Origin of the sequence: Rathayibacter sp. VKM Ac-2928, assembly GCF_022815545.1 — a bacterium.
GTDB classification, from domain to species: domain Bacteria; phylum Actinomycetota; class Actinomycetes; order Actinomycetales; family Microbacteriaceae; genus Rathayibacter; species Rathayibacter festucae.
The window spans coordinates 1,248,153-1,272,745 of sequence record NZ_JALGRU010000001.1 but is presented as its reverse complement, the minus strand read 5'-3'; the positions used below and the strand labels follow the sequence as shown (position 1 = coordinate 1,272,745).

Below are 24,593 nucleotides of genomic sequence, written 5' to 3'. Positions count from 1 at the left end.
CCTCGATCCACGGAGGCGGCAGCCTCCACCCCGGTCGACGGCAGGTCTCGATACGCCCCTCCGGGGCCACTCGACCAGCATGTCCGGCACACCCCCGCGGGTCTACTCGACCAGCATGTTCGGCACGCCCCTGCGGGACTACTCGACCACCATGGCCGGATGCGGGATACAGCGGCCAGAGGTCGGCCTCTGCGGAGCACGTGCGCTGACGACAACGAATGCTGAGCCGCCCGTCCCCAGAACCAGCCGAGTCCCACAAGGCGATGAGCGAGAAACGCGTGCCAGCGTTTCTCGCGAGCCGGACGCAGGACGCTCTGCGGAACGCACGCACACGATCTGCCGACCGCGGCGGGAGGAGCGCTAGCGCTCCTCCCGCAATTCAATTCAGTACAGCAACCCCGTGAGCCGCGCTCGCGCCTTGTTCACGCGCGGGTCGGTCGTGCCGACGATCTCGAACAGCTCGAGCAGGCGGGCGCGGACGCTCGCCTTGCCGTCGGCGTCGAGGCGCGGGTACATCGACAGGAGGCGGTCGAACGCGTCCTCCACGTGGCCGCCGGAGACGTCGAGGTCGGCGACGGCGAGCTGCGCGTCGAGGTTCGCGGGCTCGGCGGCCGCGGTCGAGCGGATGTCGTCGAGGGTGCGGCCCTGCAGGCGCTGCAGCAGCTTCACCTGGGCGAGTCCCGCGACGGCGAGGTCGTCGCGCGGGTTCTGCGCGATGGCGGTCTCGTACTCGGTGATCGCGGCGGAGTAGTCGCCGCGGTCGATCGCGTCGTACGCCTCCTGGTGGTGCGGGGGCAGCGGGGCGGCCTCGGGCTCGGCGCCCGGCTCGGCACCGGCGGCCGGGTCGACGGGAACGGTGCCGGTGACGCCCTGCTGCGCGGCGAGCTGGAGGACCTGCTCGAGCAGGTCGCGGAGCTGCTCCTCGGTGATGAGGCCGTTGAACATCGGCACCGGGCGGCCGGCGATCACCGCGGCGATCGTCGGGACCGACTGCACCTGGAACGCCTGCGCGAGCTGGGGGCTCGACTCGACGTCGACGCCGACCAGCACGAGGGCACCGGCGTAGGAGATCACGACCTTCTCGAGCAGAGCGGTCATGCTCAGGCTCTGGTCGGACCACGAGCCGCGCAGGTCGATGATCACGGGGACCCGCGAGGACAGCTGGACGACCTGGTCGAACTCCGCGTCACCGGCCGAGAGCAGCAGCGGGTTCGCGACGGGGGCGCCCTGGGGGGCCTCACCGCCGCCCGCGGGTGCGGAGGGCGCGGCCGGCGGGGTGCGCCGGTTCACGAGAGTGGACAGGTCGACGGCACCGCGCAGGTTGCCGGGCAGCGGGGGCAGGGGGGTGCTCACGGCAGCTGCACCACCGAGACGAGTCCTTGGCTCCATCCGAGCATGACGATCTTCTCCTCCGATCCGACGGGCGGTACGTAGAACAGCAACTGATAACCGTAGGTGGTCGCGATGCCCGTGGTCGACTTGTCGATCCCGAGCAGGGTCTGCGAGGCGCCGGACGTCGACACGGTCGAGCCCTCGGCGGTCGGGCGGACCGTCGCGGTCTCGGCGATGCTCGCGGCGACGAGCGCGCCGGAGTCGTTGGTGGCGAGGGCGATGGTGTCCGAGGTCCCCGCTGCGTTGGTGAACTCGATCGAGGCGGTGTCCGGCAGCGCCTCGCGATCGGCGTTCTTCTTGTCGACGCCGACCTGGCCACGGAGGGTGTCGCCGTCGCCCGAGAAGGTCCCGGCGTACTGGCTGGAGTCGCCGTTGGCGAGGATGTCCGCGTAGGCCGCGCCGACGTTCTCCGGAGCGAGCTTCATCAGCTTCGAGTCGGGGGCGACGATCGAGGTGCCGACCGTGACCGGCGCGACGTCGGGGATCCGCGCGTTGGCCTCGAGCGAGATCGCGTAGTCGACCTTGTAGTCGAGGCGGGGGCTCGCCTGGCTCATCATCAGGGCGATCGGCGCCTGCGTGGCGTCGGCGGTGTTCTGCACGACCGCCGTGACCAGCCGCGGCCAGCTGTCGGTGTCCTGCGGGAGGACGAGGCTCACCGGCGACGCCGGGATCGCCTGCGGCGCGTCGATCGTGCCGCCCTTCGTCAGGACCTCGTAGTTCGTGGTGCGCTCGGTCAGTGCCTCGCCCTGGAAGCGCTCCGCGAGGATGCTCGCGTCGCGAGCGGCGTCGGCGGCAGCCGCGACCTCGGAGACCGAGGCGACGATCGCCTCCGCCTGCTGGGTGGTGACGACCGGGGTCGGCTCCTCGGCGACGGGCTCGGCGCCCGGGGTCGCGGTGGCGGACGCCGTCGGCGTCCCGGAGGCGCTCGCGGCGAGGTCGGGCCAGTAGTCGGAGCTACAGCCGGCGAGCAGCACGGTCGCGCCGAGCGCCATCGGGAGCACCAGCAGCCGGCGGCGCCGCGAGGGCTGAGCCGCCGCGAGGGAGGACTGGATGCCGGCGCGGGCGCGCGGCAGCCGGACACCGCGCGGCACCTTGCCCTGCGGGCCCTTGCGGCGCGGTCCGTGCTGGCGGCGCAGGTGCAGGAACGCCCAGATGTAGAGGATCAGCCCGATCAGCAGGAACACGGCTCCCCCCAGCAGCAGCGGACCGGCCAGCGGCGTCGCGGTGTCGACCGGCCAGCTCACCCGGATGTCGCTCGCGGCCGGGGCGGTCCCGTCGGTGGCGACGATCAGCGAGACGTCCTCCGGCAGGTCGAGGGCGACAGTGATGCTGCCGGTGCCCTCGAACTGCTCGAGCCAGAGGTCGGAATCGCGGGGATCGACGACGGCGGCGTTCGCGTCCGCCACGTCGGAGGCCAGCGTCAGCGCCGTCCCGGTCTCCTGCTCGGCGGACAGGCTGTCCGCGCCGTCCTCGCTGCTCGCGTAGTCGATGCGGTCGTAGTCGGAGCCGCCGACCCAGCCCAGCACGTCGGTCGTCGGCGCGTACGCCATCACGAGGTCGCCCTCGCCCTCGACCGTGATCGTCTGCCGGCCGGGATTGGCGCCAAGCGTGCTGCCGTCGATGACGGCGTAGGGGGCGCCGGACTCGAGCGCGGTCTGCGCGGTGAGCGACTCCGGTGGAGCCCACACCGTCCGCTGGCCGATGCCGAGCGCGATGAGCGCCGCGGCGATGACGGTGGCGATGATGGCGAAGACGAACCGCACGAAAGAACTCCTCCTGCGTTGCCGGATCGGGGGGGGGTGGCGGCCCGGGACGGCTCCGGTGACGGCCGGACCGGGGCGCGACGGCAACAGACAAAGACAGTCCAGGTTAGCGGATGGGCCGAGCCGAACCCAGGGATCGGCCGAGAGCCCCGATCCAGGGGCGCGCGGTGCGGGTGTCGGCCCGGGCCGCGAGGCACCCGCTGACTAAACTCCCTGGAGTGCCGCGACCCCACCGCGGCCGTGTTCCGGAGGAGACGACGTGGCAAGCGACGAGGCCGAATTCACCCAGGTGTTCCGGGGCTACGACCGGGACGAGGTCGACAAGGCCATCCAGGGTCTGCGCCGCGAGCTCATCCACGCCAACACCCAGGCCGCTGAGAGCGGTCGCGAGGCCAAGCGTCTCTCCTCCCGGATCGACGGGCTCGAGAAGGAGCTGCAGCAGGTCGGTGCGCCCACCTACGCGGGACTCGGGGCGAAGCTCGAGCACACCCTCCGGGTGGCCGAGGAGCAGTCGGAGCGCATCATCGCCCAGGCGGAGAACGACGCCTCGGCGCTGCGCCGCTCGACCCGCGACGACCGCGACAGCCTGCTGAAGGACGCGCGCGACGAGGCCGAGCGCCTCGTGACGGAGGCGCGCCGCCGCGCCGACCGCACCCGCGAGGAGTCCGAGGCGCAGGCCGCCGCGACGCTCGGCAAGGCCGCCGACGACCGCGACGTGATGACCCAGGACGCCGTCCGCGAGGCCGCCGCCATCCGCGGCACCGTCGCCACCGAGGCCGCCGAGACCCGCGCGACCGCGAAGCGCGAGGCCGCAGCGATCCGCTCCGAGGCCGGCCGCGAGGCCGCCGAGATGCGCGCCGTCGCCGCCCGCGAGGTCGAGGTGGCCCGCGCCGAGGCCGCCCGCCTGGCGCAGAGCAACGAGCTGCTGCGCGCGGAGGTCGCCTCCGAGGTCGACCGCCTGCGCGCCGCCGTCACCGCCGAGGTCGCCGAGGCCCGTGCCGCGATCGAGGCCGAGGTCCTGGCCGCCCGCGCCGACCTCGAGGCCGAGGTCCTGTCCGGCCGCGCCGACCTCGCCGCGGAGCTGGCCACCGGTCGCGCCGAGGGCGCGCGCGAGCTCGCCGATCTGCGCACCCAGCTCGCCCGCGACCGGGCCGAGGCCGTCGCCCTCCTGGACGCCGAGCTCGCCGCGCTGCGCTCCGCCGCCTCCGACGAGGCCGCAGCACTCTCGCGCGAGGTCGAGCAGGCCCGGATCGATCTCGTCGTCGAGCTCGCCGCCCGCCGCGAGGAGGCGGACCGCGACTACCTGCTCCGCCACCAGGAGGCGGTCGCCCAGACGCAGCGCTACCTCGACGAGTCGAACCTGCAGCTCGCCGACGCCATCCGCCGCGCGAACGACAAGCGCCTGGAGGCCGACGCGCTCCGCAGCGACGCCCTCGACGACGTCACGCGCCTGCGCCGCGAGGCGCAGGACGAGTCGGACGCGCTGCTCGACTCCGCGCGCGACCGCGCCCGCGAGATGATCGCCGACGCCGAGCGGCGCACCCGCGAGCTGCAGAACACGGCCGAGTCCCGTCTCGACGAGATCCGCACCGAGCGCGACGCGATCGCCGGCTACGTCACGGGCCTCCGCGGCCTGATCGGGCACATCGACGGCCTGTCGGACGACGACGGCGGATCGAAGGACGACGACGGCGACTCGAAGAACGACGGCGACTCGAAGAACGACGGCGGCGGATCGAAGAACGACGGGGGCGCGGCGAACCGCTGACCGGCGCGGGCGGGCTCAGCCGAGCTCGCCCGCCCACTCCGTCGGCAGCGGCGACGACTCCGGCGCCACCACCCGCACGATCTCGTCGAGCACGCGGCGCGTCTGCGCCTCGCCGACCCAGAGGTGCTTGCCGCCCTCGACGGCGACCAGCTCGAGCTGCGGGACCGAGACGAACCGCTCGGCGGCCGCGTCCGGCCGCAGGTAGTCGTCGAACTCGGGGATCAGCGCGACCAGCGGGCGGCCGTCCTCGCCCCAGGCCGCGACCTCCTCGGCCGTCGCCCGGTGCAGCGGCGGCGACAGCAGGATCGCGCCGTCGACGGGGTGCTCCCTCCCCCACTTCAGCGCCAGCTCGGTGCCGAAGGACCAGCCGACCAGCCAGGGGTGCGGCAGCCCGCGCTCGGCGACCAGCGCCATCGCCGCGGCGACGTCGGCCCGCTCGGCGGCGCCGCCGTCGAAGGCACCCTCGCTCGTCCCGCGCGGCGAGCTCGTGCCGCGGGTGTTGAAGCGGAGCACCGCCACCCCGGCCAGGGCGGGCAGCCGCGCGGCGGCCTTCCGCAGGATGTGCGAATCCATGAAGCCGCCGTGCGTCGGCAGCGGGTGCAGGGTGACCAGCGTGGCCACCGGCTCGCCCTCGAGCGGCAGGGCCAGCTCGCCGACCAGGGTCAGCCCGTCGGCGGTGCGCAGCTCCACGTCCTCGCGGCGGGCGGGGAGGACGACTCCTCCGCGGATCTCGTGCGTCATCGTGCTCCTTCGATCCGCCAGCAGTGGGTGTGCCAGTGGCGACGGCCGGCGAGGTCCGCGGCGTCGCCGAGTGCTCCGTCGCCGCGCCAGACGACGACGTGCGCGAGGCCGATGTCGATGGTCTGGCCGCAGCCCGGGCAGAGGTAGTTCTTGACCGCGCGCGACGACGAGACGGGCTGGACGTTCCACTCCCGGCCTCGGCGCGTCTCGGTGCGGCGCCAGCCGGCGAGCATCTGCGAGAGGTCGCGCTGCTCGTCGTCGTCCTCGCGCCCGCGTCCGCGGGGTCGATTGCTGCGCGGCATTGCTCCAGTCTAGGAGCCGCCGCGCGAGCACTCGCTCGCAGCCGTCCCTCCCGGGCGGGTCAGTGCGAGGAGTCGTCCATCTCGAGCCGCGTCTCCTCGGCGTCGAGCATCAGCTGCGCCCGCCGCAGGATCCGCGAGGAGTAGACCCCTCGACCGCGCGCCTCCAGCAGCGCCTCGCGCTCGGCGCTGAGCACCGCCCGCCGCAGGTGCAGATACTGCCCCTGCGGGCCCAGCGGGCCGTCGGCCTCGCGCTCCACCTGCTCCCACGCGACCTGCGAGCGGGTCAGCGTGTCCCGGCGGACCCGCTCCAGCACCCGCTCGCCGACACTGCCGGCCGGCAGGTCCTCGACCGCCTCGGGCAGCGCCTGGATGCCGGTCGAGGCGACCTCGTCGAGCAGCGTGGCCAGCTCGCGGCGGTCGGCGTCGCCGTCGCTCCCCTGGATGCCCGTGACCCGGATGAGCGCCGGCAGGGTCGCCCCCTGCAGCAGGAGGGTGACCACCGCGACCGTGAAGGCGATCAGGATCAGCTGCGAGCGGTACGGCGTCTCCTCCGGCAGCGACTGCGCCGCCGCGAGCGTGACCACGCCGCGCATCCCGGACCAGGAGAGGATGACGCCGCCGCGCCAGCCGAAGGCCTCGCTCGTCGTCGCCGCGAGGTCGGTCTCCCGCCGCTGGTACAGCCGCTCCGCCCGCTGCTGGCGGCGGACGAACCGCTCGTCGCTGCTGGCGCTGTTGCGCAGGCGCATCACCCCGACCGCGAGCCGGCGGTTGATCCGCTCCGCGCGCCGGCCCGAGCCGCGCAGCCAGAGCAGCAGCGGCCAGACGAAGAGGGTGCGCAGCACGATCAGGATCACGACCGTCGCGAGCCCGAGGAGGACCGCGGTGTCGACGCCGACGCCGCCCGGCTCGATGTCGCCGACGATCGCCTTGATCTCGGCGCCCATCAGGAGGAACACGCCGTTCTCGAGCAGGAACTGCGCCGTCCGCCAGTTCACCCGCTCGCTGATCCGCGACTGCGGGCTGAGGAAGCGCGCGCTGTTGTGCCCGGTGTAGATGCCCGTGACGACCACTGCGAGGACACCCGAGGCGCCGAGCTCCTCCGCCGGGATGTAGGCGAGGAAGGGCACCGCGAACGAGACCGCGGTGTCGAGCACCGGGTCGCGCAGCTTCGAGCGCACGAAGACGGTCAGCACGCCCATCACCAGCCCGAGGACGACGGCCATCACGACCGAGTACACGAAGAGCACGCCGACCTCGCCGATGTCGATGGCGTCGCTCGAGACGGAGGCGCCCACCACCGCAGTCGCGGCCGTGGCGGCGCGCAGCAGCACGAGCGCCGACGCGTCGTTGACGAGGCTCTCGCCCTCGAGCACCGTCACGAGCCGGGGCGGCAGGCCGAGCTTCTTGCCGATCGAGGTGGCCGCGACCGCGTCGGTCGGACTGACCACGGCGCCGAGCGCGATGGCGGCCGGGAGGCTGAGGTCCGGCAGCAGCATGTAGAGGAAGAAGCCGACGACGAGCGCCGTGACGACGACGAGCAGCACAGACAGCCCGAAGATCGAGCGCAGATTCCGCCGGAAGTCGGCGAGCGGCACCTGGATCGCCGCGGAGTACAGCAGCGGTGGCAGCACCCCGGCGAGGATCAGCTCCGGCTCGACCTCGATCTCGGGGACGCCGGGGAGGTAGGACGCGCCGATGCCGATGACGACGAGCAGCAGCGGCGCTGCGACCCCGAGCCGACTCGAGAAGCGCGCGACGGTGACGACGGTGATGATCCCGACGACCCCGAGCAGCGCGTAATCCACGCGATCAGGCTATCGGGCGTGCCGATTCCCCTGCGGACGGGCAGCGGCGGGGATCAGTACCAGCCGACGCTCTCCGAGTGCGCCCAGGCGCCGCACGGCGAGCCGTAGCGGCCCGAGATGTAGCCGAGGCCCCAGGTGATCTGGGTGTTGGCGTTGGTCTGCCAGTCGCCGCCGACGGTCGCCATCTTGCTGCCGGGGAGCGCCTGCGGGATGCCGTAGGCACCGCTGGACTTGTTCTCGGCGTAGACGTTCCAGCCGGACTCGCGGTTCCACAGCAGCACGAGGCAGTCGTACTCGCTGTCGGCCCAGCCGCGCTGCACGATCTGGTCGTAGGCGAGGGCCTTCGCCGAGCCGGGGTCCGGAGCGGCCGAGCGGGCGACGGGCGCCGCGGCGGCCGACTCCTCCTCCTCGTCGTCCTCGACGACGGCCTGCTTCGACTTCGTCGGAGTGGGGGTCGGCGTCGGAGTCGGCGTGGGGGTCGGCTTGGCCTGCGCGTCGAAGGTGTCGCGCTGGACGGTGCGCTCGACCGCCGCCTCGGCGACGACGAGGCGCTGGGCCGGGTCGCCGTTGAAGCGCTCCGGGGCCTGGTAGAAGGGCGACGCGACGGCGCCGCTGGACGGGTCGACCGCGCTGACGGCGACGAAGCCGATGGAGGCGGCGAAGGCGAGGAACGCCAGCGGGACACGGGTCCGGGACCGACGGGCCGCCGGGCGCTTCGAGGTCTCGACCGAGGATCGAGAGACGGGTGGCTGCGCGACGGACGTTCTCTGATGCATACCCACGATCACGAAAGCATAACGGAGGACCTCTCGATCCGCCAGTGCGGGGCCGACCGCTCAGCGCACCGCCAGCATCACGTCGACCACGGCGTCGAGCACGAGGTCCACCTGCGGCTCGGAGTAGCCGCCGCGCTGCGGCGCGAACGACACCGTCCGGACGTCGTCCACGGTCAGCACGGAGCCGTCCCGGAAGTAGCCGGAGACGCGGTCGGAGAAGGCGTCGACCTGGCGGATGTTGTAGCCGGTGGTCAGCACGCCGGCGCGGGTGAAGCGCTCCCGCGCGGGCCGTGCCAGGCGGTTCACGATCTCCTGCGCGGTCTCGCGGGCGCTCCGGAGCCAGGCCTCCTCGCCCTGCGCCGCGATCGCGTACTGGCGCTCGCGCACGGCGAAGGCGTCCTCGAGGCGCTCCAGCGCGGCGTCGACGTGCGGCGCCGAGTAGCCGCCCTTCTTCAGCGAGAAGGCGGTGTGCCGCAGATCCACCGCGCGCAGGTCGGCCGGACCGCCCGAGAGCTGGGCGTAGGCGTCCCTGGCCGAGGCGAGGAAGGAGTCGACCTCGTCCGTGTCGTAGCCGGGCCGGGACTCGCGCGCGCGGGGGAAGGGAGCGTTCATCCCGTCATTCTGCCAAGACGGCGGCCCGGTCCGGGAATCGACGCGTCGACCGCGCCGCGAGGGGCCGGAGGCCGTGCGCTCGGCCACGGCCCGATCAGCGCGTGCGCGGTCAGTGCGCGAAGACGAAGTAGAGCACGTAGGCCGCGGCGGCCGACGGGAGGATCGAGTCGAGCCGGTCGAGGAAGCCGCCGTGCCCGGGCAGCCACGAGCTCATGTCCTTGATGCCGATGTCGCGCTTGATCAGCGACTCGGCGAGATCGCCCAGCGTCGCCGTCAGGAGGACGACCGCGCCGAACACGGCGCCGACCCACCAGGGCTGGCCGAGCAGCAGGAGGGCGAGGAGAACGCCGACGACGACGCCCGCGACCGCCGCTCCCGCGAACCCCTCCCAGGTCTTCTTCGGGCTGATCCGCGGCGCCATCGGGTGCTTGCCCCAGGTGAGACCGCTGACGTAGGCGCCGGTGTCGACGACGATCACGAGGATCAGGAAGGACAGCGCCCAGAACTGGCCGCCCTCCTCCGCGACGAGGCGGATCGCGAAGGCGCCGAGGAACGTGACGTAGATCTGCACGAACGCGCCGAGCCCGACGTCGAGCAGGAGCTCGCGACCGGTCGACCTCGTCCGGCGGAGGAGCTGCTCCCCCAGCCGCCAGAGGGCGACCAGCGCCGAGCCGCCCAGCACGGCGAACCAGGCGGCCTGCATCCCGCCGTAGTAGGCCGCCGGCACGGCGACCACGGCTACGACCCCGGTGGGGATGCGCGGGATGTCGCGGCCGGCGTGGCGCAACGCGCTCGACAGCTCGAGCGCCGCCAGCAGCACCAACGCGCCGGCCAGCACCATGAAGAGCTCTTTGACGACCAGCAGGCTGACGACCATCGCGCCGCCGCCGATCAGGCCGATGACGGTCGCGGAGACGAGGTTCCGGCCCGAGCGCGCGGTCAGCCGCTCGTTGGTCGCCTCGAGCTGGGCACGGGTCGCCTCGAGCTGTCGCTCGACGTCGGCCCGGCCCTGCTGGGCCCGCGCGCGCAGGGCGTCGCGCGTGACCATGCGCGAACCCCGGGCGCCCGGAACGTGCGGCGCCGGAGCGTCGTCGCTGCTCTCGGGATCCTCGGGGTTCACGGGCACGGCACTACACCTCGAGCAGTTCGGATTCCTTGCGCTTGAGCGCCTCGTCGATGGCGTCCACGTGCTGCTTGGTCAGGGCCTCGAGCTCCTTCTCGCCGCGGGAGAGCTCGTCGTCGCCGATGTCGCCCTTGAGCGCGTCGAGGTCGCTCTTCGCGCTGCGGCGGATGTTGCGGACGGCGATCTTCGCGTCCTCCGCCTTGGTGCGCACGATCTTCACGAACTCCTTGCGGCGCTCGGCGGTGAGCTCGGGGAGGTTGATGCGGATGACCGAGCCGTCGTTCGTCGGGTTGGCGCCGAGGTTCGGCATGTCCCGGATGGCCTGCTCGATGTCGCGCAGGGCACCCTTGTCGTACGGGGTGACCAGCAGCGTGCGCGCCTCGATGTTCTGCAGCGACGCGAGCTGCGAGAGCGGGGTGGGCGTGCCGTAGTAGCTCACCAGCACCTTCTGGAACAGGCCGGGGTTGGCCCGACCGGTGCGCACCGTGGAGAAGTCCTCCTTGGCGACTCCGACGGCCTTGTCCATCTTGACGGTCGCGTCGGCGAGTACATCCGAGATCACAGGGGGCTCCTTAAGAGAGGGAAGTGGTCAGTCTAGTTCGGGGCGGGGGCGCCCTAGTTGGAGACGAGCGTGCCGAGCCGGGTGCCCCGGATGGCGCGCGCGACGTTGCCGGCCGGCTCCATCCCGAAGACCTGCATCGGCATGCCGTTGTCCATGCAGAGGCTGAAGGCGGTCGAGTCGACGACCTTGAGACCGCGCTGCAGCGCCTCCTGGTAGGTGAGGGTGTCGAGCTTCTTCGCGTCCGGGTTGGTCCGCGGGTCGGCGTCGTAGACCCCGTCGACGCCGTTCTTCGCGACGAGCACGACGTCGGCGTGCGTCTCGAGCGCGCGCTGCGCGGCGACGGTGTCGGTGGAGAAGTAGGGCAGGCCCGCGCCCGCGCCGAAGATCACGACGCGGCCCTTCTCCATGTGCCGGATCGCCCGGCGGGGGATGTAGGGCTCGGCGACCTGCGTCATCGCGATCGCGGACTGCACGCGCGTCTCCGCGCCGGCCTGCTCGAGGAAGTCCTGCAGGGCGAGGGCATTCATCACCGTGCCGAGCATGCCCATGTAGTCCGCGCGGCCGCGGTCCATGCCGCGCTGCGAGAGCTCGGCCCCGCGGAAGAAGTTGCCGCCGCCGACGACCACCGAGATCTCGACCTCGGTCGCGGCGTCGGCGATCTCGCGCGCCAGGGCGCTGATCACGTCCGGGTTCACCCCGAGAGTGCCGGCTCCGAACGCCTCCCCCGACAGCTTCAGCAGCACCCTGCGGCGCTTGCCCGTCGTCTTCGCATCCGTCTCCGTCATGGACGTTTCCTCCCGTAGACCCGTACAAACCTATCCCGCGCGGGGGACGCCCCGCGACCACGCCCGGGCGCCTCCCCCGGGCAGAGCGAAGGGAGTCCGGGTCGACTGAACGACCCGGACTCCCCTCGCTGTGCGTGCTACGCGCCGACCTTGAAGCGGGCGAAGCCCGACACGGTCAGACCGGCGTCCGCCACGACCTTGCTGATGGACAGCTTGTTGTCCTTGGCGTAGTCCTGGTCGAGCAGCGCGACCTGCTTGAAGTACGCGTTGACGCGACCCTCGATGATCTTCGGCAGGGCGGCCTCGGGCTTGCCCTCGCCGCGCGAGATCTCCTCGACGATGCGGCGCTCGTTGTCGACCTCCGACTGCGGCACGTCCTCGCGCGACAGGTAGGAGGGGTTGGCGAACGAGATGTGCTGCGCGATCGAACGCGCGGTCTCCGCGTCGTCTCCCGAGTAGCCCAGGACCACGCCGACCTGCGGGGGCAGGTCCTTGTTGGTCTTGTGCAGGTAGACGGCGAAGTGCTCGCCGGAGACGGTGGCGACGCGGCGGAGCTCGACCTTCTCGCCGAGGATCGCGGCCTCGTCGTTGATGAGGTCGGCGACGGTCTTGTCGCCGGCGGGGGCCGCGAGGGCCTCTTCGACGGTGGTCGCGCCGGCGGCGACGACCGCGTCCAGCACGCCCTCGGACAGGGCGATGAACTTGGTGCCCTTGGCGACGAAGTCGGTCTCGCAGGCGAGCTCGATCAGGGTGGCGACGCCGTCCTTCTCGGCGGCGGCGACGAGGCCCTCGCTCGTGGAGCGGTCGGCGCGCTTCGCGTTGCCCTTGGCGCCCTTGAGGCGGAGGATCTCGACCGCCTTGTCCAGGTCGCCGTCGGCCTCGACGAGCGCGTTCTTGGTGTCGACCATGCCGGTTCCGAGCTGCTCGCGCAGCGTCTTGACGTCAGCGAGGCTGAAATTAGCCATAGTTCTGCGAACTCCTCTGTTGTGTCCGGTCGGCGCGGTGCTTCGCGCACCCGCGCCCGCCAGGACGTCGTGGTCTGCCGGTCCCGCGGCGACGGGCCTCGGTGTCGAGGACTCCATCACGCCGGGGTGTCGGCGGTTCTGCTTCGTGGTGAACGTGCACCGAATGAGCGGGGGTCGGCCGGGCGCTCTCGCGACCCGTCCGACCCCCGGCTCAGTGCGGGTGTCAGACGGACGCCGGGGTCTCGTCGGTCGCGGACTCGGTGGTCGAGTCGGCCTCGGCGGGCGCCTCGGCCTCGGCGACGGCCTCGTCGGCGGTCGCGAGCTCGGCGTCGGCGACCTTCTCGGTCTCGGCGCCGGCCTGCTCGGCGGGCTCCTGGACGTCGGACGCCGGGGCGTCGGTCGAGGCGGCGGAGTCGTCGCTCGTGGTGAGCAGCTCCTTCTCCCACTCGGCCAGCGGCTCGACGGCGGAGACGTTGCCCTCGGCCTCGGGCTTCTGGTGACGCTGGATGAGGCCCTCGGCCGCGGCGTCGGCGACGATGCGGGTGAGCAGGCTCACCGAGCGGATCGCGTCGTCGTTGCCCGGGATCGGGTACTGGACCTCGTCCGGGTCGCAGTTCGTGTCGAGGATGCCGATGACCGGGATGCCCAGCTTCTTGGCCTCGTCGATCGCGAGGTGCTCCTTCTTGGTGTCGACGACCCACAGGGCCGACGGCGTCTTCGAGAGGTTGCGGATGCCGCCGAGCGACTTGTGCAGCTTGTCGAGCTCCCGCTTCTTGATGAGGAGCTCCTTCTTCGTGAAGCCGCTCTTCGACGTGTCGTCGAAGTCGAGCTCCTCGAGCTCCTTCATGCGCGCGAGGCGCTTGGAGACCGTCTGGAAGTTGGTGAGGAGGCCACCGAGCCAGCGCTGGTTGACGTAGGGCTGGCCGACGCGGGTCGCCTGCTCGGAGATCGCGTTCTGCGCCTGCTTCTTCGTGCCGACGAAGAGGATGGTGCCGCCGTGGGCGACCGTCTCCTTGACGAAGTCGTAGGTCTTGTCGATGTAGGCCAGCGACTGCTGGAGGTCGATGATGTAGCTGCCCGAGCGCTCGGTCAGGATGAAGCGCTTCATCTTCGGGTTCCAGCGACGGGTCTGGTGCCCGAAGTGAACGCCGCTGTCGAGCAGCTGGCGCATGGTGACGACTGCCATGAGTCGTTCTCCTTCTCTGGGGCTCGGGCGCACGACGGCGCCGAACTCCCGTTCGGTTGTCCGCGACGGCCGGTCGGCACGTCGCCCTGGCGCCCGGCGCGCTCCCGCCCTCCTCGCACTGGGCGAAGGGGACCGTGGGGAGCGTTGGCCGAATGGGCGCGCGTAGTCACCCCGACGAGCGAGGTGCTCCGAGAAGACTAGCACCAGGACGGCCGCCTCCCCCGCGGGTGCGGGACCCGCGCGTCCGCCGCCCGGCTGCCGACCACCTCCGGCACGCGGAGACGCCTCCGGCACGCGGAAACCGCCCGATTCGACGAGCCAGAGCCGAGATCACGAGCCCGGGGTCCCGCTGCTCACCTCCGGCACGCAGAAACACCTCCGGCACGCGGAGAATCTCCGATCCGACGAGCCCGAGCCGAAATCGCGAGCCCGGGGCTCCACCACCCACGTTCGGCAGGTGAGTACACCTCCGGCACTCGGAAGCCGCCCGATCCCACGAGCCCGGACCGAAACCTCGGGCCCGACGTCCCGCCGCGCGGCTCCGGCACGCAGAAACACCTCCGGCACGCAGGAACCACCCGATCTGACGAGCCCGACCCGCAATCACGAGCCCGAAGTCCGCCGCGCAGCTCAGCCACGCGGCTCCGGCACGCGGAAACGCCTCCGGCACGTAGAACCGCTGGGATTCCACGAGCCGGAGGCGTTCTCGCGAGCCGGAGCTCGGAAAGGGGCGCGGTGCGGCCCTACTTGCGCGCCGACTTCATCACGGTGCGGATGTGCAGGGTGTCCATCTCCTCCAGTGAGCGGCCCTTGGTCTCGGGCACGAACAGGAAGACGAAGAAGAACGAGATGAGGGCGAACGCCGCGTAGAGGCCGTAGGCGAGGGTCAGCGAGACGTCCTGCGACAGGATCGGGAACGTCACCGTGATCGCGAAGTTGGCGATCCACTGCGCCGAGGCGGCGAGGCCCAGGGCGGCGGCGCGGATCCGGTTCGGGAAGATCTCGCCGAGCAGCACCCAGACCAGCGGGCCCCAGGTCGCGCCGAAGAAGACCACGAAGGCGTTGGCCGAGACCAACGCGATCGGACCCCAGGCGCCGGGCAGCGAGACGTCCTCGCCGCTGATCGTCGACTGGCTGAACGCGAGCGCCATCAGTCCGAGCGAGATCGCCATGCCGGCGGAGCCGACGAGCAGCAGCGGCTTCCGGCCGACCTTGTCCACCAGGAAGATCGCGACGAAGGTGACCACGACGTTCACGACCGAGGTGAAGACCGAGATGGCGAACGAGTTCGACTCGTCGAATCCGACCGCGCTCCAGAGCGAGGTCGAGTAGTAGAAGATCACGTTGATGCCGACGAACTGCTGGAACACCGAGAGCAGGATGCCGACCCAGACCACCGGCAGCAGGCCGAGCGCCGGACCGCGCAGGCTCGAGCGCTGGGCGTTCTCGGCGTCCTCGTCGATCTTCTTCTGGATGTCGGCCAGTGCCTCGTCCACCTCGTCGCGCGGGGTCACCGTCGCGAGGACCTTGCGCGCGTCCTGCGAGCGACCCCGCGTGGCCAGGTAGCGCGGCGACTCCGGCAGCGTCAGGGCGAGCAGTCCGTAGATCACGGCGGGGACGGCGCAGGCGATGAACATCCAGCGCCAGGCCGCGACGCCGAACCAGTACGGCTCGGACGCTCCGCCGGCGCCCTCGGCGATGACGGTGTCCGAGAGCAGCGCGGCGAAGATGCCGAGCGTGATCGCGAGCTGCTGCAGCGACGCGAGCGCCCCGCGGATCGCCTTGGGTGCGATCTCGGAGATGTAGGTGGGGGCGATCACCGAGGCGATGCCGATGCCCAGGCCGCCGACGACGCGCCAGAGGACGAGGTCCCACACGGCGAAGGCCGCGCCGGCGCCGATCGAGGAGATGAAGAAGAGGCCTGCGCCGAGCAGCATGACCTTGATGCGGCCCCAGCGGTCCGCGAGGCGACCGGCGAGGTAGGCGCCGACCGCGCAGCCGAGGAGTGCCGACGCGACGGCGAAGCCGATCAGCGCGGCCGACAGCTCGAACTCGCCCTGCACCGCCTCGACCGCTCCGTTGACCACGGACGAGTCGAAGCCGAAGAGGAAGCCGCCGACCGCCGCCGCGATGGCGAGACCGATCACCTTCCTCTTCAGTTTCGCCGCCGAGGGGTTCGGGATGGTGTCAGATCGTCCGCTGGTCATGGTCGTCTCCGATTCTCGCCGCCGGTGGGTGCGGTGTCTCCGCGCCCGCTCCGGATCACAGGCACGTTACTCCCGCCTGCCAATCCGCCGGGACGGGTTGCGGAGCGCTGCTTTCGCAGTCGCTCCTCCACAGGCGGCGTACTCCGGTGCTTCTCCCCCGGTCGGGCCGCGAGTCGCCCGCGCCTCTGCGCTGTCGGCGAGGGTGTCCGCATGGTTGCTCCTCTCCTCCTCCGCCCGGGCGTGTTCCTGGTGCTCGCCCTGCTCGCTCCGATGCTCTGGACCCCGCCGGTGGACGGCTTCTCCGTCGTCGAGCCGTGGCGGGCGCCCGCGCATCGCTACGCCGCGGGGCATCGCGGGATCGACCTCGCTGCCACGGCGGGTTCTCCGGTGCGGGCCGTCGCGGACGGGCGGGTGTCCTTCGCGGGGCGGGTGGTCGACAGGAGCGTGGTCAGCATCGCGCACGCCGACGGGCTGGTGTCGAGCGTGGAGCCGGTCGAGCCGTCCGTCGCGGAGGGTCAGGAGGTCCGCGCCGGGGACGTCGTCGGCTCGGTGGGCTCGGGCGGGCACTGCGACGGCTCGTGCGTGCACCTCGGGGTGCGCGAGGACGGGGAGTACGTGAACCCGATGCGGTTCTTCGGCGGGATCCCGCGGGCGGTGCTGCTGCCGATGGACGGAGTGGCCGCAGGAGCGGTCGCCGATCCGGAGCAGGCGGTGGTGACGGCGGCGCGCTCAGGCGCGCGGGTGGGCGAGGCGGTAGGCCTCGCGGATCCGCTCGGTCGAGACATGGGTGTAGATCTGGGTGGTGCCGAGGCTCGCGTGGCCGAGCAGCTCCTGGACGGCGCGGAGGTCCGCTCCCCCGTCGAGCAGGTGCGTCGCCGCGGTGTGCCGGAGGGTGTGCGGGCCGGACGGGCCGGAGCCCTGGCCGCCGTCGAGGAGCCGGGCGACGACGCCGTAGACGGTGCGCGGGGTGAGGCGGGCGCCGCGACGGCCGAGGAAAAGGGCCGGGGTGCTCGTCCCGGTCGCGCTGGCCTCCGCGTCCGGGAGCAGCTGCGGGCGGGCCTTCTCCAGGTAGGCGATGAGCGCCTCCTTCGCGGGCACGCCGAACGGCACGACGCGCTGCTTGCTCCCCTTGCCGGTGACCAGCACGGTGAGCCGGCTCAGGTCGAGGTCGCCGACGTCGATCGCGACGAGCTCGGAGACGCGGATGCCGGAGGCGTAGAGCAGCTCGATGATCGCGAGGTCGCGCAGGGCCACCGGGTCCTCGGTCGCCCCGCGCGCCGCGACCACGTCGATCAGGTGCTCGGTCTGCGGCTCGGTGAGCACGCGCGGCAGCGGGCGCCCGCCCTTCGGCGTGCGCAGGCGTGCGGCGACGTCGATCGGCAGGCGCTCGGAGCGCTGCGCCCAGGACGAGAAGGAGCGGACGGCCGCGGTCCGCCGGGCGAGCGTCGCGCGTGCGACGCCGGTCTGCGACTCGTGCCAGAGCCAGTCGCGCAGCAGCTCGAGGTCGAGCTGGGCGAGCATCGGCTGCTTCCTGCCTGCGGCGAAGTCGATCAGCGTCGAGAGGTCCGCGCGGTAGCCGCGGGCCGTGGCGGGTGAGAGGGAGCGCTCGTCGAGGACGTAGCGGAGGAAGTCCTCGACGGCCGCCGCGAGCGGCTCGCCACGCGGGGGCAGGCCTGCGGGAGGCGTGTCAGCCATCGGTGCCCGGCATCCGCGACCACAGGTCGATGCGGCCCTGCTCGTCGAGGCTCTCGAGCTTCTCGATCAGATCCGTGCCGAAGCGGGTGGCGATCGGCGCGGTGGCGCTCGGGACGAGCGAGGTGACGACGGTCTCCGGGTGCACGTGGACGAGCGAGAAGCTCTGCGCGCCGTCGATGCCGGCGAGCTCGCGCTCCGGAGCGCCGAGGTCCATCGTGTAGCTGGTCGCTCCGGCGACGAAGACCGGGACGCCGGCGAAGGTGGCGGCCGTCGGATAGTGCAGGTGCCCGCCGAGGATCGCGCGCACGTCGGTCCCGCGCACCACCTCCTCCAGCCGGTCCATTCCGCGGAGCTCGAGCACGGTCATCGCTCCGAGCGGCGTCGGCAGCGGCGGGTGGTGCAGCGCGAGGATCGTGCCGAGTGGAGCAGGCGTCGCGAGCTCGGCTCGGAGCGCCTCGAGCTGCTCGCCGGTGAGCGCGCCGTGGTGGTAGCCCGGCACCGCGCTGTCGAGCGCGATGAGCCGCAGCCCGCCGAGGTCGACGACCTGGTCGATCGGGGCATCGCTGGACACGTCGCCCGGCTCCTGATCGAGGAGCACCCGGCGGAACGCACCGCGCTCATCGTGGTTGCCCATCACCCAGACGATCGGGCAGTCGAAGCGCTCGCCCACGGGATCGAGGACGTCCTTGACCCGCCGGTAGGCGTCCTCCTCACCGCGATCGGCGACGTCCCCCGTGACGACGATCGCGTCGAGCCGACCGCCGCGCTCGACGAGCCGCGCGACGGCCTGCTCGAGCCGGGAGACGGTGTCGACGCGCCCGTAGAGCGGAGCGCCCTCCGCGAGGAAGTGCATGTCGCTGAGGTGCGCGACCACCCGGTCGGCGGCCCGGAAGTGCCCGAGCTGCGGATTCTCCGGCTGCGTCCTCGTCGTCGTCTCGTCACCCATGCGGCTCCCCTCGCTGCTTGATCGACAGCGTAGGGCGCACCGCCGACAGCGCCCCGTCGCCTCGGCGGCAGGCCGTGCGCGCGGGATGCTCCGGACTGGCTTGCTTCGCCGTGAATTGAGGCGGGGCCTTTCGCCGCGCCTCGCGAGGCCGGAAGAACCTCGTCCCGCGAGTCGCTCGCCTTCAGGGCCGTCGAGGACCGGATGCCTCGCCGGACGGCGAGGGACGGAGCGGAACGTCACCCCGTCCTCCTGCGGCGGACCGCCACCTCCCCTCACCCGCTTCTCACGCGGCTGCCCTCCACCTCCCCTCCGCGTCGCGCTGGACGAGCCCGGTCGCGAGGCAGGTCCCGAGCAGGTCGAGCATCTCGGAGACGGACAGGCCGGAGCGCTGCGCGAGCACCTCGGTCTCGTGCGCACCGTCCGAGCGGAGGACGTCCAGGACGCGCGACGCCGTCCGTGAGACCTCCGGTACAGCAGCGAGTACCGCGGACATGCCGAGCAGCTCGACGACCTCCGGAGCCGACGTCACGCAGGTCGCGGCGTACTCCCGAAGGAGCCGGTGGCAGCCCGCCGACGAGGCGCTCGTCACTGGGCCGGGCACTGCACCGAGCGGGCGCCCGAGCGCCGCAGCGTGGCCGGCGGTGTTCAGCGACCCGGAGCGGGCTCCCGCCTCCACGACGACCGTGGCAGCGGTCGACGCGGCGATCAGCCTGTTGCGCTGCAGGAAGCGCCAACGCGTCGGCGTCGTGCCCGGCGGCACCTCCGTCACCACTAAGCAGCCGGGCGTCGCGATGACGCGGTGCAGGAGGTCGGTGTGCGCCGTCGGGTAGAGCCGGTCGGAGCCGCCGGCGAGGAAGGCGACCGTGCTGCCACCCGCTCCGAGGGCGGCCTTGTGTGCGACCGCGTCGATCCCGAAGGCGGCTCCGGAGACGATGAGGACGCCGCGCTCGGCGGTACCGGCGGCGAGGTCCGCGGCGACGTGCTCGCCGTAGCCGGTCGCGGCGCGGGCCCCGACGACGGCCAGGCGGTACGGAGCGGCGAGGGCGAGCGGATCGCCGCGGCTCCAGAGCATGAACGGCGCGTGCTCCCCCAGGTCGGCGAGCGGCTGGGGCCAGCCCTCGCAGCCCGGCAGCAGGAGGCGTGCGTCGAGACGGTGCGCGATCTCCAGGCGGCGGAGGAGCAGGGCCCTGTCGACGCGGGGGCGCCAGCGCGCCAATCCGGCGGCGAGGACTCTCGTTCCGCTCCGGGAATCGTCGCCGTCGCTCTCTCCGCCCATCGTCGAGTCGAACGAGTTCTCGGAGCGGCCGGTCTCCAAAGCAGCGTCGTCCGCGGGTCCGGCCTCGACCCGGCGCACGTCCGCCGCCGCCGACTCCGCGAGGATCTCCCCCGCCGACGCCGACCCCACGACGTGGGCGAGCGCACCGCCGGCACCGAATCGCTCGATCAGCGTTCCTGCCACCGCATCGCCCGGCTCGGCGAGCGACGACCAGGCCGCGCGCGCGAGCGTCTCCACCGGGTCGGACTCGCTGTCCTCGGGAAGCAGGCGCCTCGCGAGGCGCGTCTCGGTCCGGTCGAACAGCTCGGCGACGGCCGTCACGAGCCCGCTCCCCGCAGAATCAGTGCGCGGGCGAGGTGGCTCGCAGCGGGGCGGTCGACCTCGTCGAGGTCGGCGAGCGTCCAGGCGAGGCGGAGCACGCGGTCGTAGCCGCGCATCGTCACCAGCCCGCGCTCCAGGGCCAGGTCGAGGGTGCTCGACTCCCGGGCGGTCGGGCGCTGCGGGCTCGCGCGGAGCCACGCGCCGTCGACCTCGGCGTTCACCGACCAGGGGGTGCCTGCCAGACGCGCCCGAGCGCGAGCACGCGCGGCGACCACTCGGGCACGAGCCTGCGCCGTCGAGAGGCCCGGCTCGTCGCGACGGACGGCGAGCTGTGCCGCCCCGATGCGCCGTACCGTCAGCCGGATGTCGACGCGGTCGAGCAGCGGACCGCTCAGCCGCGCCAGGTAGCGGCGCCGCACCGGCGGCGAGCACGAGCAGATCTCACCCCGGATGCCGTGGCGCCCGCAGGGGCACGGGTTCGCCGCGAGCACGAGCTGCACGCGGGCCGGGAACTCCGCCATGACGTTCGCACGGTGGATGCGGATCACGCCCGACTCGAGCGGCTGCCGCAGCGCGTCGAGGGCGACGGCGGAGAACTCCGGCGCCTCGTCCAGGAAGAGGACCCCGCGGGTGGCGCGAGCCACGGCTCCCGGGCGGATCCTCCCGCTGCCACCGCCGACGATCGCGGCGGCGGAGGCGGAGTGGTGCGGGCTCTCGAAGGGCGGACGCCTCACCAGTGTCCCGCCGGTGTGCTCCCCGACCAGGGAACGCATGCAGGTCGCCTCGAGTGCCGCCTCGTCGTCGAGATCCGGCAGGATGCCGGGCAGGCGCGAGGCGAGCATCGTCTTCCCCGCACCGGGCGGACCCAGGAGGAACACATGGTGACCGCCCGCCGCTGCGGCGACCATCGCGGACGCCGCCTCCTCGTTGCCGATCACGTCCGCGAAGTCGAGCCGGGACTCCGGTTCACGAGCGGCAGGAGGCGCAGTAGAGCGCTCCGGCAGGACCGGCACGTCCCACTCCGCCCCGTGCCAGACGGCGGCCGCCGCCAGGGAGGAGACCGGGATCACGTCGACTCCTTCGACCAGCTCCGCCTCGAGCCGGTCGTCCTCAGGCACCATCACCCTGTATCGGCCGGCCCGCGCCGCGGCGAGCACCGCGGGCAGCACCCCCGGCACCGACTGCAGCCGCCCGTCCAGCCCGAGCTCGCCGATGTGCACGACCGCCGCGACCGACTCCCGGTTCACCTCCCCCAGCGCCGCCAGAGCCGCGAGCCCGATCGCGAGATCGAACGCCGACCCGTGCTTGGGCATCGCCGCCGGCGACAGGTTCACCGTCAGCTTGTACTCCGCGATCCCGCTCCCCGAGTTGATCGCCGCGGACCGCACCCGCTCCTTCGCCTGCGACAGCGCCGCATCCGGCAGCCCTATGATCACCATCCCCGGAGTGCCGTCCGCGGAATGCGCCTCCACTCCCACCACGGCACCCGTGAAGCCGACCAGACCGACCGCGGACGTCCGCCCCAGCCCCATCACGCCACCGCCCGCACGTGCCGCACCTGAGACGGCACACCCTCCGGCGCGACGATCCCGACCGCGTCTATCCGCAGGTGCCGCGAACGCTCGTCGTGCTCCCGAGCCCACGCATATGCGAGCCGCCGCAACCGCTGCGCCTTCACCCGAGTGATCGCCTCGATCGGCAACCCGAACCGCGTCGACGACCGCGTCTTCACCTCCACCACCACCAGCGCCGCACCCTCCCGCGCCACGATGTCCAACTCCCCCTCCCGCACCCGCCAATTGCGGTCGAGGATCTCGAAACCGCGCTCCCTCAGATGCGCCGCAGCGATCTCCTCGCCACGGCGGCCCAACTCGTCCTTGTCCATGCAGAACCTCCTTGCGGAAGGGTCGCGGAGGGAGAAGGGGCACGGGGCGAGCGGCGGCAGAACTGGGGAGGGAGCGGGGAATCCGGAGCTGTGGAGGGCGGGCCCGGCGGCGTCGATCGGCGCGGGATCGTCCGTCGACAGTGGGTCTCGATACGCCGCCAGCGGCGGCTACTCGACCAGCATGAAGGCCGGGCGGTGCGTGATGCATGCCGGAATCGTGAGACCAGCCGCTGCCGGCCCCTTGTGAGGGTGGGTCTCGATACGCCACCTTCGGCGGCTACTCGACCAGCATGGGTGGTGCCGGCGGCGTCGCGAGGGAAGAGCCGTCAGCGACGTCCGTCTGCGAGGTTTCGATGAGCGCCACCGCTACTCGATCAGCGGAGGGAAGAGTGCGCTGCAAGCGCTCCTCAGCCGGAGAATGAAGCGCTGCAAGCGCTCCTCGGCAGGGGGGAGTGTGCGCTGGAAGCGCTCCTCAACCCGGAGAGAACGAGCCGAAGGCCCTACTCGTCGAGGGCGAGCTCTTTCGGGAGCTCGAACTCCTTGCGGGAGAGCTCCTCGACGTTGACGTCCTTGAAGGTGAGGACGCGGACGGACTTCACGAAGCGGTCGGAGCGGTAGACGTCCCAGACCCACACGTCGCGCATGGTCAGCTCGAAGTAGAAGTCGTGCTCGGTGTCGCGGCGGACCAGCTCGACCTCGTTGGCGAGGTAGAAGCGCCGCTCGGTCTCGACGACGTACGAGAACTGCGAGACGACGTCGCGGTACTCCCGGTACAGTGCCAGCTCGACCTCGCGGTCGTAGTCCTCGAACTCGTCCTCATCCATCGTCCGTCGATTCTACGCGACACCGCCCGGCGCCGGGACCGCCCTAGGCGGAGACGGCGTCGACTCCGGCCTCGCGCGAGCGCGACAGCCAGGTCACCCGGTGCAGCGGCGACGGCCCCACGCGGTCGAGGCCGGCCCAGTGCGCGGCACTGCCGTAGCCCTTGTTGCTGTCCCAGGCGTAGTCGGCGAAGTCGTCGTGGTGGCGCACCATCTGGCCGTCGCGGCCGACCTTCGCCAGCACGGAGGCGGCCGAGACGGAGGCGCAGTCGCGGTCGGCCTTGATCCGGGTGACGATCGTCAGCTCCGCCGCCCACGGGCCGAGCGCGGGCGTCAGCCAGTCGTGCTTGCCGTCCAGCAGGACGACGGCGCGCGACAGCTCCACGCCCTGGTCGACGAGGCGCTCGATGCCGCGCGAGGCGGCGCGGCCGAGGCCGGCGATGATCCCGGTGTCGTCGATCTCGTCGGCGGAGGACTCGCCGATCGCCCAGCCGGACACCCACTTCACCACGCCGGGCAGCAGCGCCTCGCGACGGGCGGGGGCGAGCATCTTCGAGTCGCGCAGGCCCTCCGGGAAGCGGCCGCAGCGCGAGCCGATCTCGACGACGCCGACGGAGACCGGTCCGGCGATCGCGCCGCGGCCGACCTCGTCGCAGCCGATGACGCTCTCGAAGCCCTGACGGAAGAGCCGGCGCTCCTCGCGGAGGTCCGGGTCGGCGACGACCACCTAGCGCCCGCCCGCGCTGGCCCGGTCGTCCTCCGACTGCTCGTCGGACGCCTCGGTGTCGACGCCACGGAACACCGAGGGGTAGTCGTCGAGCCAGGCCCACTGCTGCACCGGCCAGGTGACCAGGATCGCGCGGCCGACGACGTTGTCGATCGGCACGAAGCCATTGCCGGGCTTGTCGGTGTTGTAGCGGGAGTCGGCGGAGTTGTAGCGGTTGTCGCCCATCACCCAGAGCGAGCCCTCGGGCACGACCACGTCGAACGGGGTCGCCGAGACCGCCTGGACGCCGTCGGGGAGCTTCACGTACGGCTCCGAGATCGGATTGCCGTTGATCTCGACCTGGCCGAGCGGCGTGCAGCAGGTGACGTGATCGCCGGGCAGGCCGATGACACGCTTGATCAGGTGGTCGTTGCTGTCGGGCGCGGTGAGGCCGACGAGCGCGAGGGCGGAGTCGATGGCGGCCTGGAACGCGGGGACCTCGGGCTCGGAGGTCGGCGAGAGCCAGCCGCCCGGATCGCGGAAGACGACCACGTCGCCGCGCGAGATCGGGACGACCCCGGGGACCAGCTCGTTCACGAGGATGCGGTCGTTCTCGACCAGCGTCTGCTCCATCGAGGAGGACGGGATGTAGAACGAGCGGATCAGGAACGTCTTGACGAGGAAGGACACCAGCACGGCGACGACGACGATGATCAGCACGTCGCGGAGGAAGAGGAGCACCCCCCGTCGGCGACGGCGCGGGCGGTGCTCGCCGTCCGGATCGGCGGAGTGGCGGCCGCCGTCGTGCGGGAGGGTCACGGGGGCCGTGCTGTCTGTCATCGCGTGCCGTGGCCCCTACTGTGGTCGACCCGCGCGGTGCCGCGCCGGTCTGTGGATCACCGGGTCGTACCGCCCCGGAAAAGGGTCGGACCCCGGTCCATCATAGATGGGCCGGG

The 24,593-nt window shown here is 72.3% G+C and carries 22 protein-coding genes and 1 pseudogene; 2 read left to right on the top strand and 21 right to left on the bottom strand.

Features of this window, described 5'->3' with window-relative positions:
- Positions 1–384: 384 nt before the first annotated feature.
- Positions 385–1,389: a tetratricopeptide repeat protein gene (locus MT350_RS05960; protein ID WP_374204646.1), complete on the bottom strand. Its 1,005-nt coding sequence runs from the start codon at positions 1,387–1,389 to the stop codon at positions 385–387.
- Entirely contained in the window at positions 1,350–3,155 is a 1,806-nt protein-coding gene (locus MT350_RS05955) for a hypothetical protein (RefSeq protein WP_243599120.1), read from the bottom strand. Before MT350_RS05955 ends, MT350_RS05960 begins: the two co-directional genes overlap by 40 nt.
- 259 nt (positions 3,156–3,414) lie before the next feature.
- Here MT350_RS05955 and MT350_RS05950 point away from each other — a divergent pair, with 259 nt between their 5' ends.
- Positions 3,415–4,923, top strand: a complete 1,509-nt coding sequence (locus MT350_RS05950; RefSeq protein ID WP_243599119.1) for a DivIVA domain-containing protein — start codon at positions 3,415–3,417, stop codon at positions 4,921–4,923.
- Positions 4,924–4,938: 15 nt separating this feature from the next.
- Here MT350_RS05950 and MT350_RS05945 read toward each other — a convergent pair whose 3' ends face one another.
- From MT350_RS05945 to MT350_RS05895, 11 genes are all read right to left on the bottom strand, one after another.
- On the bottom strand, positions 4,939–5,664 hold the full coding sequence (locus MT350_RS05945; protein WP_243599118.1) for an alpha/beta hydrolase: 726 nt from the start codon (positions 5,662–5,664) through the stop codon (positions 4,939–4,941).
- Positions 5,661–5,966 carry a hypothetical protein gene (locus MT350_RS05940; RefSeq protein WP_123445737.1) on the bottom strand — a complete coding sequence of 102 codons (306 nt, stop codon included), beginning with the start codon at positions 5,964–5,966 and terminating at the stop codon, positions 5,661–5,663. Before MT350_RS05940 ends, MT350_RS05945 begins: the two co-directional genes overlap by 4 nt.
- A gap of 59 nt (positions 5,967–6,025) precedes the next feature.
- A complete protein-coding gene (locus tag MT350_RS05935; RefSeq protein WP_243599117.1) occupies positions 6,026–7,771 on the bottom strand; it encodes a sodium:proton antiporter in 1,746 nt (581 codons plus the stop codon).
- A gap of 53 nt (positions 7,772–7,824) precedes the next feature.
- On the bottom strand, positions 7,825–8,547 hold the full coding sequence (locus MT350_RS05930; RefSeq protein ID WP_123736859.1) for a lytic transglycosylase domain-containing protein: 723 nt from the start codon (positions 8,545–8,547) through the stop codon (positions 7,825–7,827).
- Between the two features lie 60 nt (positions 8,548–8,607).
- Positions 8,608–9,159, bottom strand: a complete 552-nt coding sequence (locus MT350_RS05925) for a DivIVA domain-containing protein (RefSeq protein WP_243599116.1) — start codon at positions 9,157–9,159, stop codon at positions 8,608–8,610.
- Positions 9,160–9,268: 109 nt separating this feature from the next.
- The gene (locus MT350_RS05920; protein WP_243599115.1) at positions 9,269–10,207 is read right to left on the bottom strand and encodes a phosphatidate cytidylyltransferase; all 939 of its coding nucleotides are present in this window, start codon (positions 10,205–10,207) and stop codon (positions 9,269–9,271) included.
- 82 nt (positions 10,208–10,289) lie between these two features.
- The gene (frr, locus tag MT350_RS05915; RefSeq protein WP_123445733.1) at positions 10,290–10,844 is read right to left on the bottom strand and encodes a ribosome recycling factor; all 555 of its coding nucleotides are present in this window, start codon (positions 10,842–10,844) and stop codon (positions 10,290–10,292) included.
- A 53-nt stretch (positions 10,845–10,897) separates the two neighbouring features.
- A complete protein-coding gene (gene pyrH, locus MT350_RS05910; RefSeq protein ID WP_123445732.1) occupies positions 10,898–11,629 on the bottom strand; it encodes a UMP kinase in 732 nt (243 codons plus the stop codon).
- Between the two features lie 137 nt (positions 11,630–11,766).
- On the bottom strand, positions 11,767–12,594 hold the full coding sequence (gene tsf / locus MT350_RS05905) for a translation elongation factor Ts (protein ID WP_123732203.1): 828 nt from the start codon (positions 12,592–12,594) through the stop codon (positions 11,767–11,769).
- A 223-nt stretch (positions 12,595–12,817) separates the two neighbouring features.
- Positions 12,818–13,780 carry a 30S ribosomal protein S2 gene (gene rpsB / locus MT350_RS05900; protein WP_243599114.1) on the bottom strand — a complete coding sequence of 321 codons (963 nt, stop codon included), beginning with the start codon at positions 13,778–13,780 and terminating at the stop codon, positions 12,818–12,820.
- A gap of 743 nt (positions 13,781–14,523) precedes the next feature.
- On the bottom strand, positions 14,524–15,987 hold the full coding sequence (locus MT350_RS05895) for a sugar porter family MFS transporter (protein ID WP_123445729.1): 1,464 nt from the start codon (positions 15,985–15,987) through the stop codon (positions 14,524–14,526).
- A gap of 210 nt (positions 15,988–16,197) precedes the next feature.
- Between MT350_RS05895 and MT350_RS05890 the strand changes: the two are divergent.
- Positions 16,198–16,599, top strand: a pseudogene (locus MT350_RS05890) (M23 family metallopeptidase); the annotation flags it as partial.
- Between the two features lie 117 nt (positions 16,600–16,716).
- On the opposite strand, the gene MT350_RS05885 reads toward MT350_RS05890, so the two are convergent.
- From MT350_RS05885 to lepB, 8 genes are all read right to left on the bottom strand, one after another.
- A complete protein-coding gene (locus tag MT350_RS05885) occupies positions 16,717–17,682 on the bottom strand; it encodes a tyrosine recombinase XerC (RefSeq protein WP_243599113.1) in 966 nt (321 codons plus the stop codon).
- A complete protein-coding gene (locus MT350_RS05880; protein WP_243599112.1) occupies positions 17,675–18,628 on the bottom strand; it encodes a phosphodiesterase in 954 nt (317 codons plus the stop codon). The genes MT350_RS05885 and MT350_RS05880 overlap by 8 nt, the downstream gene beginning before the upstream one ends.
- 283 nt (positions 18,629–18,911) lie before the next feature.
- Positions 18,912–20,225, bottom strand: a complete 1,314-nt coding sequence (dprA, locus tag MT350_RS05875) for a DNA-processing protein DprA (protein WP_243599111.1) — start codon at positions 20,223–20,225, stop codon at positions 18,912–18,914.
- Positions 20,222–21,757 carry a YifB family Mg chelatase-like AAA ATPase gene (locus MT350_RS05870; RefSeq protein ID WP_243599110.1) on the bottom strand — a complete coding sequence of 512 codons (1,536 nt, stop codon included), beginning with the start codon at positions 21,755–21,757 and terminating at the stop codon, positions 20,222–20,224. Before MT350_RS05870 ends, dprA begins: the two co-directional genes overlap by 4 nt.
- Entirely contained in the window at positions 21,757–22,110 is a 354-nt protein-coding gene (locus tag MT350_RS05865) for a YraN family protein (protein WP_123704773.1), read from the bottom strand. The genes MT350_RS05870 and MT350_RS05865 overlap by 1 nt, the downstream gene beginning before the upstream one ends.
- A 500-nt stretch (positions 22,111–22,610) precedes the next feature.
- Positions 22,611–22,934 (bottom strand): DUF2469 family protein, encoded by a 324-nt coding sequence (locus MT350_RS05860; RefSeq protein WP_056044100.1) that lies wholly within the window; start codon positions 22,932–22,934, stop codon positions 22,611–22,613.
- 43 nt (positions 22,935–22,977) lie between these two features.
- Entirely contained in the window at positions 22,978–23,658 is a 681-nt protein-coding gene (locus MT350_RS05855) for a ribonuclease HII (protein ID WP_243599109.1), read from the bottom strand.
- Positions 23,659–24,477 (bottom strand): signal peptidase I, encoded by an 819-nt coding sequence (lepB, locus tag MT350_RS05850; protein ID WP_243599108.1) that lies wholly within the window; start codon positions 24,475–24,477, stop codon positions 23,659–23,661.
- Positions 24,478–24,593 lie beyond the last annotated feature (116 nt).